The organism is Ochrobactrum vermis (assembly GCF_002975205.1).
Taxonomy (GTDB): domain Bacteria; phylum Pseudomonadota; class Alphaproteobacteria; order Rhizobiales; family Rhizobiaceae; genus Brucella; species Brucella vermis.
Genome location: NZ_PCOC01000001.1, coordinates 1,943,113 through 1,959,842, shown reverse-complemented (window position 1 = coordinate 1,959,842; position 16,730 = coordinate 1,943,113). Strand labels below are relative to the sequence as shown.

Sequence of the window (16,730 nt, the reverse complement as noted above, 5' to 3'; positions counted from 1 at the left end):
CTTCTTTCGGTATTCTAATGTATTTTTATTTTGTTGTTTTTATTGTTGCCATGATGTTGTCCGCTATTTTTTGGATAGAAAACACAGTGTTCAGGTTTCCTTTTTAAGCCTGTACTCCACGTTGCTGATGCCAGGCCAGCGCGCGTACAATATCATCTGCGGCGATCTTGCCGACGACGGCACCATTTTCAATGATGCCGACATCACCGCTGCTGTCAGCCACCGCATTCATCAGCTCACGCACCAGGGTTTCGCGCCGGGCAGTTGCAGCAAAAGGACGTGGCGCTGCATTGCGATCGAAAGGTACCATGATGTCGCCTGCTCGAAGAACGCCGAGCGGGTTCATATGGGCAACGAAGTCCGCAACATAGTCGTCGGCAGGCTGCAGGAGAATTTCCTGTGGTGTGCCGCACTGAACGATGCGCCCGCCTTCCATGATGGCGATACGATTGCCGATCTTCATGGCTTCATCGAGATCGTGGCTGACGAAGACGATGGTTTTCTTCAGGCGTGACTGGAAGGCCAGCAATTCGTCCTGCAGACGGGTGCGGATCAGTGGATCGAGGGCTGAGAAAGGCTCATCCATCAACAGGATCGGTGCGCCGGTTGCAAAAGCGCGGGCAAGCCCGACGCGCTGCTGCATGCCGCCCGAAAGTTCTCCGACCTTGCGCTTGGACCAGTCCTGCAGGCCGACAAGCTCAAGTTGCTGGCGGGCTTGCGTAAGGCGCTCGTCCTTGCCCATGCCGGAAATTTCCAGTCCGAAGGCGACATTTTCTTCAACCGTGCGCCAGGGCAGGAGGCCGAACTGCTGGAACACCATCGAGACAAGTTCGGTGCGCAGATGGCGAAGTGTTCCACGGTCGGCCTTGCCGACATCGATGGCGCGATCTCCCTCCCGAACGAGAACGCGCCCGCGTGAGATCGGGTTGAGCCTGTTGATGGCACGAAGAAGCGTGGACTTTCCGGAGCCGGAGAGACCCATCAGAACGAGAATTTCGCCTTCCTCGATGTTGAGCGTGCAGTTGTGCACACCCAGCACGAGATTGGTTTCGGTCTGGATCTGGGAACGTGTGGCTCCACGATCCGCAAGAGCAAGTGCGTCATCGACATTGGTGCCGAAAATGATGCAGACGTCTTCGAGTGCGATAATGGTCATCCGCTCTCTCCTGATCTTTGTGTGAGCATGATCTCGTCCGAAAACCGGAACCCACTTTTCGGGATCATGCTATTTCTCGCGTCCGGCGCGGAAGATGCGGTCGAGCACGATGGCGACCACGACGATGACAAGTCCGGCCTCGAAGCCGAGTGCGGTATTGACCGAATTTAGCGCCCGGACGACTGGCACGCCCAGCCCATCGGCGCCGACAAGCGCGGCGATGACCACCATCGAAAGCGACAGCATGATCGTCTGGGTCAAACCGGCGAGAATTTGCGGCATCGCATAGGGCAGTTCGATCTTCCACAAGAGCTGCGACCGTGACGCACCGAATGCTTCACCCGCTTCGATCAGCGATGACGGTGTGGACGATATGCCGAGATGGGTCAGGCGCACTGGCGCAGGCAGAACGAAGATCGCGGTTGCAAGCAGGCCCGGCACCATGCCGATGCCGAAGAAGACGATGGCCGGGATCAGGTAGACGAATGTCGGCAGGGTCTGCATCAGATCAAGCACAGGGCGCATCGCGGCGTAGAGTGCTGGACGATGGGCTGCGGCAATACCGAGTGGCACGCCGATTGCCATACAGAGAAAGCAGGCAGACAGAACGAGGGTCAGGGTTTCGAGTGTGCGATCCCAGTAGCCCTGATTGATGATGAACAGGAAGCCGATCACGGTCAGCACGACCACCGAGATACGGCGCTGGATCAGCCACGCGATGACAGCAAAGATGGCGATCAGAAGCAGAGGATGCGGGAGCTTGAGAAGGAAAAGCAGCCCATCAATAAGGCTCTGCATGACGGCGGCCAGTGTATCGAAAAAGCCGCCCATATTGTCCGTCAGCCAGTCCACCACGGATTTGGCGGTCGGTCCGACAGGGATCTTATAGTCCGTCAGCCAGTTCAACGATCAAGTCTCCTGCTGCGTGCTAGAGCATTACCAGCAAAGGTGCGAAGCGGTTTTGCGTCGGATAATGCGTAAAACAAAGAGAAAGGGTGCGGGGTATCCACAGATTGCGGGGCCGTGGTTTGCCACGGCCCATAGTGTCGAAGATCAGAGACCGAGTGCCGACTTGACGGCTGGCAGGCCTTCCTTGCCATCGACTGTGGTCACGCCGGCCAGCCACTGGTCGAGAACGCCAGGATTGGCCTTCAGCCAGTTGGTTGCGGCTTTTGACGGTTCTTCGCCATCATCAAGAATCTTGCCCATGATGTCGTTTTCGATATCGAGCTTGAATTCGAGATTGGTGAGGAACTTGCCGACATTCGGGCATTCCTGCGTATAGCCGGTGCGAACATTGGTTTCGACCTTGGCGCCGCCGAGATTGGGACCGAAGAAATCGTCGCCGCCGGTCAGATAAGCGATTTCGAAGCGCTTGTTCATTGGGTGCGGTTCCCATGCCAGGAACACGACCGGTTCCTTGCTCTTGATGCTGCGCGCGACCTGCGCAAGCATGCCCTGCTCGGAGGATTCCGCCAGCTCGAACGACTTGAGGCCGAAGGCATCCTTGGTGATCATGTCGAGGATCAGGCGGTTGCCGTCATTGCCGGGCTCAATGCCATAGATCTTGCCACCAAGCTTGTCTTTGAATGTGGCGATATCCTTGAAGTCCTTCAGACCTTCGTCATAGGCGTATTTAGGCACGGCGAGGGTGTATTTCGCGCCGGTCAGATTGGTGCGCAGCGTCTCGACGGTCTTGTTGTCCAGATAGGGCTGGAGGTCGGCGGTCATGGAAGGGTTCCAGTAGCCGAGGAAGACGTCGATGTCCTTTTTGCTCAGTGACGCATAGGTCACCGGTACGGAGAGAACCTTGATGTCGGTCTTGTAGCCGAGACCCTTGAGGATTTCTGTCGCCACTGCCGTCGTGGAGGTGATGTCGGTCCAGCCGACATCCGAGAAACGGACGGTCGAACAGCTTTCGGGTTCGGCGGCGAAACCGGTTGCAGGCATGCTCAGCATTGCCGTCCCCGTGGCAAGGCCACCCAAGGCAAGCGTAAGCATATAGGTCGATACGGACTTCATTCTTCTCTCCATTTACCGGGCCGTTTTGACGGATTGATTGTTTTTCCGGTTCCAGCTTTAGCAAACACCAAAGATTTCGCCATTCAAGTACCATAGCGGCGAAAATGTTCTTGATTGCGACGTTGATCGCAGTTTCCGGCGGAAAACCGTTTGGCACCTTCCTGAAACTGCTGTCGCCCATCATTTTCCGGAACCGTCAGCCGTGGGGGAAACGGGGCATGATTGCCACGTACTTGGCCGAAGCGGGGTGGCGCCATGTTACGTATTGAGCCCCCGGTTTCAACCCTGCCAGCTGAAAATGACGGATAAAATCAGTTGGATGACCGTTCGAGGTTGTCGAAAAGATGAGCACACTCTATTTGAGAACCTGAAGCTTTTTCAGGCTTGGATGCTTGCGAACGGGACGTGCCATGCATAGGTCCAGACGCGACGCAGAAGCGGTGCGAAGCCCGGAGTTTGGGGCAAAAGGAAGGATTTGTTACAGTGTGGAATGCAGTTAAGGGCGTTTTTTCCTTCCTCGGCCGTTTCATTGCGGTGCTCGCCCGCCTGATTGCCGTTCCTTTGGGCGGTTTGTGGCGGCTTTTCCTGCGGCTCGGAATTTTGTGGAAAGTCGCGGTTGCGGTTATCGTGATCGGTCTTGGCAGCCTTTACGTCTACTTCATTTGGCAGACTCAGGCGTGGACGAATTTCGACCCGGACTATCCGGCCAAGTACACCTATCAGAATGCGACCACGCCTGGCGAAGAGGTAAAAGCGGAGGCTGCGCCGGCTGAGGCACCATCCACCGCCGCACCTGTGGAACAGCCTGCCATTACGCCTGAAGCCAACCAGACTGGTGAGGCCGCGCCGGCGAATCAGCCAGCTCAGGCTGCACAACTGCCGTCCTCCGCCCGCAAATGTTCCCGCTCGGCCATCGCCGAAGTTGCTGCCGATCTCACGGACTTCAACGTCAACCAGAATGCATGGATTTCGTCCATGCTGCTCTACAAGCTCGGCCTTTTCGGTCTGGATTGGGATCGTACGCCGTTCCTCGACAACAAGGCGTCGTTCCAGCGCGGCATCAATGCAGCGGTTCGCCGTACTGCGATTGAACTCGTCGACAATATTGGCCGTCTCAGAGGCACATCGCAGATTGATGGCGATCTGCAAAAGGCACGCGGTAATCTGCAATTTGCCGAAGATTCCTGGTATTTCGGCTTGAGCCCGTTTGGTCCGAAGACGCCAACGCCCAGCTACTACCGTTCGGCGATCAAGGATCTGCGCTCCTTCAACGGGCGGCTTGAAAACTGTCAGGCGACCTTCGATGCCCGTGCCGACAATCTGATCCAGTTCGTTGACCGTATCGCGAGCGACCTTGGTTCCACCTCGGCTATCCTCAAGGATCGCGCCGAAAACTATCACGCCGGCTGGTTCGATACGCGTGCAGATGACCGCTTCTGGTTCGCTTATGGCCAGCTCTATGCCTATTACGGCTTGCTGCGCGCAGCCCACTCGGATTTCCGCGGCGTTCTCGCCGAAAAGCACCTCGACGGTGTGTGGGACGAAATGGAAAAGCAGATGCGTGCCGCACTCGACATGCAGCCTTTCATCGTTTCCAACGGCAGCCCCGATGCCTGGTTTACGCCATCGCATCTGACCACGATGGGCTTCTATATTCTGCGTGTTCGTTCGAATCTCGTTGATGTGAAACAGGTTCTGGAGCGCTGACCGGCAATGGAACTGCCAGCTTCCTTGCGACAGGCGGTGGATGCCGCGCTTGAGGGTGTCGCATTGACCGACCTCAAGCGTGCATCCGAAATGCTTTCACGCCGCTACCGCGCTGAGACGCGGGACGGACGCATGCATATTTCCGACGATCTTGCGGCAAAGGCCTATCTGGCGGCGCGGCTGCCTGCGACCTATGCGGCGGTTCGCGCCAGTCTGGATAGTGCGGCTGAAGTCCGCCCCGATTTCGCGCCGCAATCCATGCTTGATGTGGGTGCAGGGCCGGGAACAGCCCTTTGGGCGGCAAAGCAATGCTGGCCGACGCTTCAATCGGCAACGATGATCGAGGCGAGCCCTGCGATCAGAGCCGTGGGCAGCAATCTTTCGCAAAGTAGCGGATTGCCTGACCTCGACTGGCGGGCAGGAGATGTGGTTCGGGAAAAACTTGATTTTCCGCAGGCCGATCTCGTGACTATTGCCTATGTACTCGACGAGCTTGCTCCCGAAAACAGGCAGAAACTGATTGAGCACCTGTGGGCGTCGGCCCGGCAGATGCTGGTCATCGTGGAACCGGGTACCCCCGCAGGCTGGCAGCGCATTCTCGATGCACGCCGGGTGCTTATCGCTGGCGGTGCGCATATCGCTGCACCCTGTCCGCACCAGCTCGATTGCCCGTTGATCTCGCCCGACTGGTGCCATTTTTCACGCCGTGTTGCGCGGTCGCGCATTCATCGTTTGACCAAGGAAGCCGAAGTGCCTTGGGAGGACGAGAAGTTCATCTATCTTGCTGCGGTGCGCCAACCGTCCAAGGCAGTTGAAGCACGGGTCATCGCGCCGACGCGGGTTGGTGGCGGTAAAGTTTCATTGAAGCTCTGCAAGGATGACGGGACAGCGGAAGAGCGCCTGTTCACGAAACGCGATGGTGATTTCTTCCGCTGGGCGCGTCGCGCCGACTGGGGCGATGCTTTGATGAAAGATTGAGTCGGAACCGAAGTCCGGAACCAAAATGATGAAGATCAGTCTGGTCCAGTTACGTCTGCTTGAAGCCGTCGCGGAAACCGGCAGTGTCGGTGCCGCAGCGCGCCGCTTGCGACTTACGCAATCGGGCGCAAGCCAGGCGATTGCGACGCTGGAAAAAATCCTCGGGGTCGATGTGCTGGCGCGACAGCGCGATGGAGCTGCTTTGACGGCATTCGGACAATCGATCCTTGCCGATGCCAGGGCTGTCCTCGCTGCCGTGGATCGGATAGAATTGCAGGCACGATGCAGTGCTTCCGGTGTACCCGAAAGATTACGTGTCGCGGCCATTCCAAGCCAGCTCGAATATGTTTTGCCCGGCTTGCGAAAGACGTTTCAGCGGCTCTATCCCGGCATCGAATTCAGCGCTTTCGAGGGCGGGCACGATGATGTCAGCCTATGGGTGCGGGACGGTATCGCCGATCTCGGTATTACATCGCTGCCGGCGCCTGAGCTTGAAGCACGGGAGGTTGGTCGGGAAGAACTTGTCGTGGTGGGACGACGCGACGATCCCTTCATGCGGAATGACATGATCGCCGCCGAGGATTTGCGGGAACGCCAGCTCATCGCCGCCGCGGGCTGCGAAATGATTATCGACCGAATCATTCATAGCGATGGTGAAACGCGCAGCGAGCAGGTGCGCACCCGCGACGTCGCCACTGTGCTGGAAATGGTACGACATGGCATTGGCACGACGTTGTTGTCAGAAATCAGTCTGCCGGGTGCCGATTTGAATGGATTGCGGGCGCGCCGCCTCAATCCACCGACTTTTCGTACCGTCTATATTGTCTTTCGACCCGACAGCCCGGTCAGGCATCTGGTCGAACGCTTCTGCGACATTGCGCTGGATGCAAAAAACAAAGTGGCATAAGAAATTCTAATATCTCATATCTCGCTTATCCGTGGCGTTCAATTCGGCCAAGGGTGCAATAGTCAAGCGCTATTCCTTCATCCTGCAGCGAGCGACCATGACGGCCATCCCCGACGACACTCCGACAATCTCGACTTCCGACACGATTCGCGGTTTGGCCTGGGGGCTATCCGGGGTTGTGGTATGGTCAGGCTCGTTTGTTCTGACCCGCTTCGGTTTCAAGACAGCACTGACGCCATTCGACATTATCGCGCTGCGTTTCGGTGTGGCAGGACTGGCGCTTTTGCCGGTGGTCTTTATGAAGGGTTTTGGTTTCCGCAAGCTTGGTCCGCTCGGCTTTGTTCTTCTGGTTTCCGGAGCGGGCGTTCCCTATGCACTTCTGACAACCTATGGTCTGCAATATGCTCCGGCATCCCATGCGGCTGCGCTCATTCCGGGGTTGATGACTGCGATGGTTGCCATTCTGGGCATGGTTCTTCTTAAGGAACCTCTCGCACCGTCGCGCTCGTTTGGCGTTTTGCTGATCCTGATCGGTGGCATGTTGATCGCCGGTCTGTCGCAATTGGGCGGACAGGAAATGCTCGGGCACTTGTCCTTTTTTACCGCAGCACTGGTGTGGGCGATCTACGTCATGGTGTTTCGGCGGAAGGCAATGGACGGCTTGCACGCCACTGCCATTGCGGCAGTTGCTTCAGCGATTGTCTATTTACCGATCTATATGATCTTCCTGCCCAAGGGGCTTGGAGCGACGTCCTGGGGAGATATTGCCCTGCAAGGTTTCTATCAGGGCATTTTAACCTCGGCATTCGGCGTCTTTGCCTTCAACCGCGCGGTTGTCTTGCTTGGAACCGCGGCTGGTGCAGCGCTGTCGGCACTGATCCCTGTCATCACTCTGGTTCTGGCGCTTGTCCTGCTGGGGGAAGTGCCGGGCTGGCCCGACACGCTGGCCGCCTTGCTGATCAGTCTCGGTGTTCTGGCACTGAACAGGAAGGGTAGAAAGCACGATGCGTAACATTCAATAAGTTAGAGCGTCGTGCGTCCACATGGACGCACGGCGCTCTATCGCGTCATGACGCCTGCAGAACGACGCGCGGGGCAGGGCGGTTGATGATGAACACCATCGCGGCGGCAGCAAAGCACATGGCACCGGCGAGGATCAGAGCAGGGGTGTAGCTGTCATAATCGGTGCGGACAAAACCGGCGAAGGCAGCAGCAGCAGCGGCACCGATCTGATGGCCGGTGAACACCCAGCCGAAGACCAGACCGGCCTTTTCCGGACCGAAACGTTCGGCAGCGAGCTTGACTGTCGGCGGCACGGTCGCCACCCAGTCCAGACCGTAAAAGACGGCGAAGAGCGCGAGTTCGTAGACGGTAAAATCGGTGAAGGTCAGGTAGATCAGCGAAAGGCCGCGCAGCGCATAGAACCAGAACAGCAGCCAGCGATTGTCGAACCGGTCGGAGAGCCAGCCGGACATGATCGTGCCGATCAGATCGAACGCGCCGATTACAGCAAGGATGCCTGCGGCACCGACCGGCGCTATGCCGAAATCACCGCAAAGTGTGATCCAGTGCGTCTGGATCAAGCCGTTGGTGGAAAAGCCGCAGACGAAGAAGGTCAGGAACAGGACCCAGAAGGTTGAGGTTGAAGAGGCCTCGCGCAAGGTGACAAGCGGTGAGGCCAGCATCGCGCCGAAGCTCTTCCGGGGTTCAGGCGCTGGGAGCGGTGCTGTGCGGCCAAACGGTTTCAGGCCGATATCCGCCGGATGATCGCGCATCAAAGCGAGAACCAACACGAGCGCGGCAACAAGGAAACAGATGACGATGGTCAGCGACGTGCGCCAGCCAATCGTCTGGCTGACGCTGGCAAGGATCGGCATGAAGACGAGCTGACCGGTGGCGTTGCTGGCTGTCATCAGGCCGACGACAAGGCCGCGCCGCTTTTCGAACCAGCGCGCTGCGACGGTTGCGCCGAGGACGAGCGCGGTCATGCCGGTGCCCAGGCCAATCACGACACCCCAGAGCGCAACCATCTGCCATTCCTCGGTCATGAAAATGGAACCGACAAGCCCGAGTGAAATCATGACGAGAGCTGCTGCAACCACACGGCGCAGGCCGAACTGGTTCATGAAAGCCGCCGCAAACGGGCCCATCAGGCCGAAAAGAACAAGACGAAGCGCCATTGCGAAAGAGATATTCGCATTCGTCCAGCCGAATTCACGCTGGAGCGGTTCGATGAGAATGCCCGCAGACCCCATGGCGGCGGCTGTCGCCAGCATGGTGAGAAATGTAACGGCGGCAACGACCCATCCGTAATGGATGTTTCTTTGGGCGAGAAAGCTGGCAAGGCGGGCAGAAATCATCTTTGGCGCTTTCGGGTTCAAGCTGGTTTCTGGCCAGCCATGCGTTTGATGGCGAAGCCGTTCGCTCCATAGCGGGCGCGTGGCTTCAGGGCATTGTTCTCAGTCAAAAGGCGTCAGTTTAGAGCGTGTTCCGATCGGATTGAACGAGATCGGCGCTCTGACTATTTGTTTTGAACCGCGCATCTAATCCGAAAACGGTTTCACACTTTTCGGGATGCGCTCTAATCGAGGCTGTGGAGCAGCTTTTCCAACTGCGCCACACCTTCTTCTCCCAATCGGGCCTCGATTTCCTCCTGCGCCTGATCCCAGAGCGGACCACCGCGCTCCACGAGATCGCGACCCTCCGCTGTCAGCGTTACGCTGGTCTCGCGATGGTCATCGCTGAGGGCGGGCTCGATCAGGCCCATACGCTGCAAAACCTTCACATTGCGGCCCATGGTCGAGCGATCCAGCTCGGACAAATGCGCAAGTTCGGTCAGTGAAATAGAGCCTGCACGGCGGATTTTGCGCAGTGTACTGAATTGGGCAACGTTAATGCCAAGCGGGGCCAGAGCGTTGTCGTAGACGCTTGATGTCTTGCGGGCTGCCTGGCGCAGGAGAATACAGAAACATGGATGTGACATTTTGCGGGTATATACCCGTAAATAATGGTTGGCAAGATTGAATTGAAAAATGCCGGGTTCGCTGCTGCCATTCTGCTGACAGCAACGATACCTTCAAAGAGGGCTTATCGTCTGTGAAACGGGATCAGAGCGCATCCCAAAAAGAATGTGACTTTTTTGGCAAGATGCGCGTCAGAACAACCAGTTAGAGCGGTATCCCGTTTAACCAGATGGGCGCTCTATCCCCTTTTTTCGCCTGTCTTATTCCCAAAACCGGTTCCCACTTTTGGGGACATGCTCTAAACGGCGATATAGGCGGTTTCCTTCACTTCCTCCATGACGGCATAAGTGTGCGATTCCCGCACGCCGGGTAGAGAAAGAAGCGCCTCGGAAAGAAAGCGCCGATAGTGATCCATATCGGATACGCGGGCTTTGACGAGATAATCAAAGCCGCCCGCAACCATGTGGCATTCCAGAATGTCGGGATTGTTGCGGGTGAAGGTCGAAAAGGTTTCGAAGACCTCCGGTGTGGTGCGGTCGAGCTTGATCTCTATGAAGACCAGCATGGCGCGGTCGAGCATCTTGGGCGATAGCCGCGCTGAATAGCCGAGAATATACCCTTCACGGGTCAGTCGCTTGACGCGTTCGGCGGTCGCCGTCTGCGAGAGATTTATGCGATCGGCTAGTTCGGTATTGGTCAGGCGTCCGTTCTCCTGAAGGGCGCGCAAAATACTCCTGTCCATCGCATCGAGATTCTTCATCAGTTGTCCCCAATGGCCGTTTATGTGCGACGGCTCTGTTCTTGATTTTTGGATATGTGTTTGAGTTGCCACGGAAATCAATCCGAAATCGGCCCCCGACGCAAGATGAAACTTGTTGGGTGGTCCTACAAATTTTCGAACTGTTCCGATGAAATCGGCTTAAACGTAAGCATATATGCAAATAACAATCACAAGTTGCAATCTATGTGCAACTTGTGGTAGGAATAATGTGCATACTGAAAGTTATATTGCACCTGTAAATTTAGGCATGGGGTATAGGGGTGCCAGAAACCGGAGGATTCGTCCTTGTCCTTCCGTTTTGTCCATCCCGGTTCTAAGGAAATCCGGACAGCCCCAAACTGTCCGGATTTTCTTTGCGGGTAACAGGATCATCCGGCAAAATCCGCGAATGCATGGCGGGATCGCCGTTAGAGTGCCGGTCTGTATTGCTCAATCCCACCCTTAAATTTTGCGGTTGCAAGGATGCACATTGAAGGCTAACTGTATGTCCATGAACATTTCGCGCAATATCGTCATCAACGGTTGGTGGTGGGCCCGCCCATAGCGGCCACGCAGGCGTTCGTGCATTTGCGTTTAGGAAACAGGCCGCTGGGATTATCCGGGCGGCCTTTTTGTTTGGCTGTTTGAATAAGACCTCAGAAATACCGGGTTCTGGAAGTGTTTGGAAACAAGCGAGATTTGGGATAGCCGATCATGAATGCGAAGATTGCGGATAGCGAGATATTCCAGCACGAGACGGCAGGCGGCATCGTCGTCGAGCGCGTGCGTCACCTCACGGCCTATAAGGGTGCGATCGAGACCTATATCGATGCACTGAACGAACGGCGCGGCGCGGTGTTTTCGTCCAACTACGAATATCCGGGTCGCTATACGCGATGGGATACAGCTATCGTCGATCCTCCGGTGGTGATCACCTCGCGTCAACGCACCATGCGCATAGAAGCCCTGAATGCCCGCGGGATCATTCTTCTGCGGCCTATCCTGGACACGGTGAAAGCACTTGCCGAGGTGACGGTCGACAAGGCCGAGGAAAACCGTATCGAACTGACCATTGCCGAACCGAGCGGAACCTTCACCGAGGAAGAGCGCTCGCGCATGCCTTCGGTCTTCACGGTTCTGCGCGCCATTGTCGGCCTGTTCTTCTCCGAAGAAGACGCAAATCTTGGCCTTTACGGTGCATTCGGTTACGATCTGGCGTTCCAGTTCGATCCAATTCAGTACAAATTGAAACGGCCGGACGATCAGCGTGATCTGGTGCTGTTCATCCCTGATGAGATTTTTGTTGCGGATCACTACTCGGCGCGTGCCTGGGTGGATCGTTATGAGTTCACTTGCGGCGGTTCTTCCACGCATGGTCTTGCACGGGCAACGCCCGCGCAAGCCTTCAAGCCTTCGGAAGCCAAGCTTGCGCGTGGTGACCACAATCCTGGCGAATATGCGAAGCTGGTCGAGCGTGCCAAGGAAAGCTTCAAGCGCGGCGATCTCTTCGAAGTGGTGCCGGGCCAGACCTTTTATGAGCGCTGCCACACCGCACCGTCGGAGATCTTCCGTCGCCTGAAGACGATCAATCCGTCGCCTTATTCGTTCTTCATCAATCTGGGCGAGAACGAATATCTGGTCGGCGCATCGCCGGAAATGTTCGTGCGCGTCAATGGGCGCCGCATCGAGACCTGCCCGATTTCCGGCACCATCAAGCGCGGTGAAGATGCGATCTCGGATTCGGAACAGATTCTGAAACTGCTGAACTCCAAGAAGGACGAATCCGAACTGACCATGTGTTCGGATGTAGACCGCAACGACAAGAGCCGCGTCTGCGAACCGGGTTCGGTACGCGTCATCGGCCGTCGCCAGATCGAAATGTATTCGCGACTGATCCACACGGTCGATCACATCGAAGGTCGCCTTCGTGATGGCATGGATGCTTTCGATGGGTTCCTCAGCCACGCATGGGCTGTGACGGTAACTGGCGCGCCGAAGCTGTGGGCTATGCGTTTCCTTGAGGAAAACGAACGCAGCCCGCGTGCATGGTACGGCGGTGCCATCGGCATGATGCACTTCAATGGTGACATGAATACTGGCCTGACGCTACGCACCATTCGCATCAAGGATGGTGTGGCTGAAATCCGCGCCGGTGCAACGCTTCTGTTCGATTCCAATCCGGATGAAGAAGAAGCCGAAACCGAATTGAAGGCATCGGCGATGATCGCGGCTGTGCGTGAAGCACAAAAGAGCAATCATGTTGCCGAAGAGCGTGTTGCGGCGAAGGTGGGTGAGGGGATCTCGATCCTGCTCGTCGATCACGAAGATTCCTTCGTGCACACGCTCGCCAATTATTTCCGCCAGACGGGCGCTACGGTTTCAACCGTGCGGTCTCCGGTTGCCGATGATGTGTTCGACAGGGTGAAGCCTGACCTCGTGGTCCTGTCACCCGGACCCGGCACGCCGCAGGATTTCGATTGCAAGGCGACCATCGACAAGGCGCGCAAGCGTGAACTGCCGATCTTCGGTGTCTGTCTTGGGTTGCAGGCGCTGGCTGAGGCCTATGGCGGCACATTGCGCCAGTTGCGCATCCCGATGCATGGCAAGCCGTCGCGTATTCGTGTGTCGAAACCGGAACGCATTTTCTCCGGCCTGCCGAAGGAAGTGACGGTCGGGCGCTATCATTCGATCTTTGCCGACCCAGAACGTCTGCCGGATGATTTCCTCGTCACAGCGGAAACCGAAGACGGTGTCATCATGGCTTTCGAGCATAAGAAAGAGCCGGTGGCGGCTGTTCAGTTTCACCCGGAATCCATCATGACGCTCGGCCACAATGCCGGAATGCGCATGATTGAAAATGTGGTGACGCATCTGGCGGGCAAGCAAAAGGCGCGCCGCAGCAACGCCTGATCCTACACATCTCGTCCCGATTTGAAACCAGCCGCAGCTCACGCTACGGCTGGTTTTTTATGCCTGGCGCCGCTTTTCCATTGCTTGCTCCGGCAACTCATTTGCAACTGTAATGCCTTGCATTTGCAGGAGAAAATTAAATGCCGGAACTGAAAAAACAGGGGTACGAAGTTTTGCTTTTCTGGGGTATAGAACGGCGGTGAATTGCTGCTGCATATGCCAGAAGCGTTGTGGATACGTCCCGCGTTCAAGCCAATGCATGAGGGGCCAACAGTTGGCCGTCCCGATTTCGGGAAAAGATCAAGATAATAAGGTTCATCATGGACGCGAGTGCAAAGGTTCGGCGGCTTGCCGCTTGGTCTATTCCCATTGCTTTCGGTGTGATGGGGCTGAAATATCTGGCCTATGCACTGACCGGTTCCGTGGCGCTTTATTCTGACGCACTGGAATCCATCGTCAATGTGATTGCGGCAATCGGCGCATGGTGGGCCATTCGGGTCAGCTATCTGCCAGCCGATGACAATCACCCCTTCGGACATCACAAGGCCGAGTATATTTCGGCTGTTGTGGAAGGCGTCCTGATCACGGTCGCCGCACTATTGATCTTCCGCGAGGCCTGGTTTGCGCTGCAAACGCCGCGGATGCTTGATGAACCCTGGCTGGGTCTGGGCATCAACACCGTCGCAGCGGCCATAAACGGCTTCTGGGCGACATTGTTGATTCGCACCGGCCGCAAGTCCCGCTCGCCTGCGCTGGAAGCCGACGGAAAGCACATCATGACGGATGTGTTCACCTCTGCGGGCGTTCTGGTCGGTCTTGTCGGTGCAGTGGTTACCGGTTGGGCCATACTCGATCCATTGCTCGCCATTCTGGTTGCGATCAATATTCTCTGGCAGGGCTGGCATGTCATCAATTCCTCGGTGCAGGGGCTGATGGATATTGCTGTCGAACCTTCCGAGGAAATGCGCATTCGCGACGTGATCTCGGCCAATGCAGGCGGGGCTATCGAGGTTCACGACCTCAAGACGCGTATCGCTGGCCGTGTCACCTTCGTCGAGTTTCATCTGGTCGTTGCGGCCGATATGAGTGTCGGCGATGCCCATGTGATTTGCGACCGTATCGAAGACGCTTTGAAGAAGCAGATCGAAAGCGCGCGCGTGGTGATCCACGTCGAACCGGAGGACGAGGCAAAGCTGCCTCCGGGGACAAGCGCGGTGCCGTTCGCCTGATTGTCTGGTCCAAAAGTCGATCCAGACACGGAATGAAATACTGTCTTGCACAGTACAAATCTCGCGTGTAAAAGCTTTCCTCATGACGATCAGAAACGCAACATCCTTGGAACATTCCGCAGCCGCCTTCGGCGCGCGCGTTGATGTTTGCGTTCTAAACTCGCTTCTTACCCTCGGCCTTAGCGGCGATCGCCGGGCTCGCTGAAGGAGCGTCCGGCGGTCGAAAACGGTCCCGCTGGCCTGTGCTCCTTTTCAAAAAACCCTTATAATCGATCAGCAGTATCCGCGCTTGACGGGCTTCAATGCCGTCGGAAGCCGGGAGGAAACGAGAAATGAATCAGTCTATCGCCACACCGCAATCAGAATCCAGTTCCGAGCGCAAAGGCATGCCTATTGCAGGCACCAAATATTCGCCTTTCCCGGCCCCGCAGCTCGATGACCGCACATGGCCGTCCAAGCGCATCGAAAAGGCGCCGATCTGGTGTTCAGTCGATCTGCGTGACGGCAATCAGGCCCTGGTCGACCCCATGGGGCATGACCGCAAGGAGCGTATGTTCCGCCTGCTGGTCGATATGGGTTTTCCGGAAATCGAGATCGGCTTCCCATCCGCCTCGCAGACGGATTTCGACTTCTGCCGCTGGGCCATCGAACAGGGCAATGTTCCCGACGAAGTGGATTTGCAGGTTCTGGTCCAGTGCCGCCCCGAATTGATCACGCGCACTTTCGAAGCGCTTGAAGGTGCAAAAACACCAATCATCCATTTCTACAATTCCACCAGTGAATTGCAGCGCCGTGTGGTTTTTGCCAAGGATGTCGGCGGTATCAAGCGGATCGCAACTGATGCCGCCAAGATGATCATGGATATGGCTGCGAAAGCAGGGGGCGGCTATCGCTTCCAGTATTCGCCCGAAAGCTTCACCGGCACCGAGATGGATGTGGCGCTGGAAATCTGCAACGCGGTCATCGAGATCGTGAAGCCGACTGCTGACAACAAGCTGATCGTCAATCTGCCCTCAACGGTCGAGATGAACACGCCGAACGTCTATGCCGACCAGATCGAATGGATGTGCCGCAACCTCGACAATCGCGAGAACCTGATTATCTCGCTGCATCCGCACAACGACCGTGGCACGGGCATTGCTGCAACTGAACTGGGCCTGATGGCAGGTGCTGACCGTGTGGAAGGCACGCTGTTCGGCAATGGCGAACGTACCGGCAATGTCGATGTGGTGACGCTGGCACTGAACATGTACACGCAGGGCGTGGACCCGGAACTGGACTGCACCGACATCAACCGGATGAAGGAAGTCTATGAATATTCGAACCAGTTGAAGATTGCCGAGCGTCATCCCTATGTCGGCGAGCTGGTCTATACGGCCTTCTCCGGATCGCATCAGGACGCGATCAACAAGGGTATGAAAGCGCGCCGTTCTGCCAATTCACCAATCTGGGAAGTGCCCTATCTGCCGATCGATCCGCAGGACGTGGGCCGTTCCTACGAGGCGATCATCCGCATCAATTCGCAGTCGGGCAAGGGCGGTATCGCCTATATCCTTCAGGCGGATTACGGCTTGAACCTGCCGCGCAATCTGCAGGTCGAATTCCGGGAAATCATCCAGAACATCACCGATGAAGAAGGCAAGGAACTGCCGTCGAAGCGGATTCACGAGGAGTTCCAGAAGCTCTACGTGACGCAGCCGGATGCCCGCATCAAGTTCGTTGATCATCACACCATGCCTGATCCGGAGCAGAAGGGCCGTCGTATTCTGACCGCCGAAATCACCGATAACGGCGTGACCAAAAATATCGAGGGCAAAGGGACGGGGCCGATCGACGGTTTCGTCGATGCATTGTCGAAATATCTCGGCGTGAAGATGTCGGTCGTGGATTATTCCGAACATTCACTACAGCAGGGTTCGGATGCGTCGGCCATCTCCTATGTCGAAATGGCTCATCCGGGCGGCAAGCTGTTCGGTGCCGGTATCAACGACAATATCGTCAGTGCTTCGCTGGAGGCCATCGTATCGGCGGCCAACCGCGTCATCGGCAAGTGAGCGAACATAAATGAAATGAAAACGGCGCTTCGGCGCCGTTTTTT

Annotated in this window: 14 protein-coding genes; 7 read left to right on the top strand and 7 right to left on the bottom strand. The window is 56.7% G+C overall.

The genetic code is table 11. The annotated features are described in order from the left end of the window. Positions 1-103: 103 nt before the first annotated feature. The 3 genes from choV to CQZ93_RS09680 all read right to left on the bottom strand — a co-directional run bounded on the left by choV (position 104) and on the right by CQZ93_RS09680 (position 3,178). A complete protein-coding gene (choV, locus tag CQZ93_RS09690) occupies positions 104-1,156 on the bottom strand; it encodes a choline ABC transporter ATP-binding protein (protein WP_105542377.1) in 1,053 nt (350 codons plus the stop codon). A 69-nt stretch (positions 1,157-1,225) separates the two neighbouring features. Further along, the gene (choW, locus tag CQZ93_RS09685; protein ID WP_012091632.1) at positions 1,226-2,062 is read right to left on the bottom strand and encodes a choline ABC transporter permease subunit; all 837 of its coding nucleotides are present in this window, start codon (positions 2,060-2,062) and stop codon (positions 1,226-1,228) included. Between the two features lie 147 nt (positions 2,063-2,209). Continuing rightward, positions 2,210-3,178, bottom strand: coding sequence for a choline ABC transporter substrate-binding protein (locus CQZ93_RS09680; protein WP_105542376.1), 969 nt, complete (start codon positions 3,176-3,178; stop codon positions 2,210-2,212). 483 nt (positions 3,179-3,661) lie between these two features. On the opposite strand from CQZ93_RS09680, the gene CQZ93_RS09675 reads away from it, so the two are divergent. Genes CQZ93_RS09675 through CQZ93_RS09660 form a run of 4 tightly spaced genes read left to right on the top strand, consistent with a single transcriptional unit; the run spans position 3,662 to position 7,782 of the window. Next, complete coding sequence (locus CQZ93_RS09675; RefSeq protein WP_105542375.1) at positions 3,662-4,885, top strand: DUF2333 family protein; 1,224 nt, start codon at positions 3,662-3,664, stop codon at positions 4,883-4,885. A gap of 6 nt (positions 4,886-4,891) precedes the next feature. Beyond that, a complete protein-coding gene (locus tag CQZ93_RS09670; RefSeq protein ID WP_105542374.1) occupies positions 4,892-5,863 on the top strand; it encodes a small ribosomal subunit Rsm22 family protein in 972 nt (323 codons plus the stop codon). A 25-nt stretch (positions 5,864-5,888) separates the two neighbouring features. Then, positions 5,889-6,770, top strand: coding sequence for a LysR family transcriptional regulator (locus tag CQZ93_RS09665; RefSeq protein ID WP_286152924.1), 882 nt, complete (start codon positions 5,889-5,891; stop codon positions 6,768-6,770). A 31-nt stretch (positions 6,771-6,801) separates the two neighbouring features. Further along, complete coding sequence (locus tag CQZ93_RS09660) at positions 6,802-7,782, top strand: DMT family transporter (protein ID WP_286152923.1); 981 nt, start codon at positions 6,802-6,804, stop codon at positions 7,780-7,782. 55 nt (positions 7,783-7,837) lie between these two features. Here CQZ93_RS09660 and CQZ93_RS09655 read toward each other — a convergent pair whose 3' ends face one another. The 3 genes from CQZ93_RS09655 to CQZ93_RS09645 all read right to left on the bottom strand — a co-directional run bounded on the left by CQZ93_RS09655 (position 7,838) and on the right by CQZ93_RS09645 (position 10,493). Next, complete coding sequence (locus CQZ93_RS09655; RefSeq protein WP_105542373.1) at positions 7,838-9,130, bottom strand: MFS transporter; 1,293 nt, start codon at positions 9,128-9,130, stop codon at positions 7,838-7,840. A gap of 221 nt (positions 9,131-9,351) precedes the next feature. Beyond that, on the bottom strand, positions 9,352-9,753 hold the full coding sequence (locus CQZ93_RS09650; protein ID WP_105542372.1) for a MarR family winged helix-turn-helix transcriptional regulator: 402 nt from the start codon (positions 9,751-9,753) through the stop codon (positions 9,352-9,354). Between the two features lie 278 nt (positions 9,754-10,031). Next, positions 10,032-10,493: an Lrp/AsnC ligand binding domain-containing protein gene (locus CQZ93_RS09645; protein ID WP_006472719.1), complete on the bottom strand. Its 462-nt coding sequence runs from the start codon at positions 10,491-10,493 to the stop codon at positions 10,032-10,034. A 714-nt stretch (positions 10,494-11,207) separates the two neighbouring features. On the opposite strand from CQZ93_RS09645, the gene CQZ93_RS09635 reads away from it, so the two are divergent. Further along, the gene (locus tag CQZ93_RS09635) at positions 11,208-13,403 is read left to right on the top strand and encodes an anthranilate synthase component I (protein WP_105542371.1); all 2,196 of its coding nucleotides are present in this window, start codon (positions 11,208-11,210) and stop codon (positions 13,401-13,403) included. A gap of 57 nt (positions 13,404-13,460) precedes the next feature. Here CQZ93_RS09635 and CQZ93_RS09630 read toward each other — a convergent pair whose 3' ends face one another. Next, positions 13,461-13,664, bottom strand: coding sequence for a hypothetical protein (locus tag CQZ93_RS09630; RefSeq protein ID WP_181153331.1), 204 nt, complete (start codon positions 13,662-13,664; stop codon positions 13,461-13,463). Between the two features lie 59 nt (positions 13,665-13,723). Here CQZ93_RS09630 and CQZ93_RS09625 point away from each other — a divergent pair, with 59 nt between their 5' ends. Next, positions 13,724-14,632: a cation diffusion facilitator family transporter gene (locus tag CQZ93_RS09625; protein WP_105542369.1), complete on the top strand. Its 909-nt coding sequence runs from the start codon at positions 13,724-13,726 to the stop codon at positions 14,630-14,632. A 332-nt stretch (positions 14,633-14,964) separates the two neighbouring features. Next, entirely contained in the window at positions 14,965-16,686 is a 1,722-nt protein-coding gene (leuA, locus tag CQZ93_RS09620; protein ID WP_105542368.1) for a 2-isopropylmalate synthase, read from the top strand. Positions 16,687-16,730: the final 44 nt, after the last annotated feature.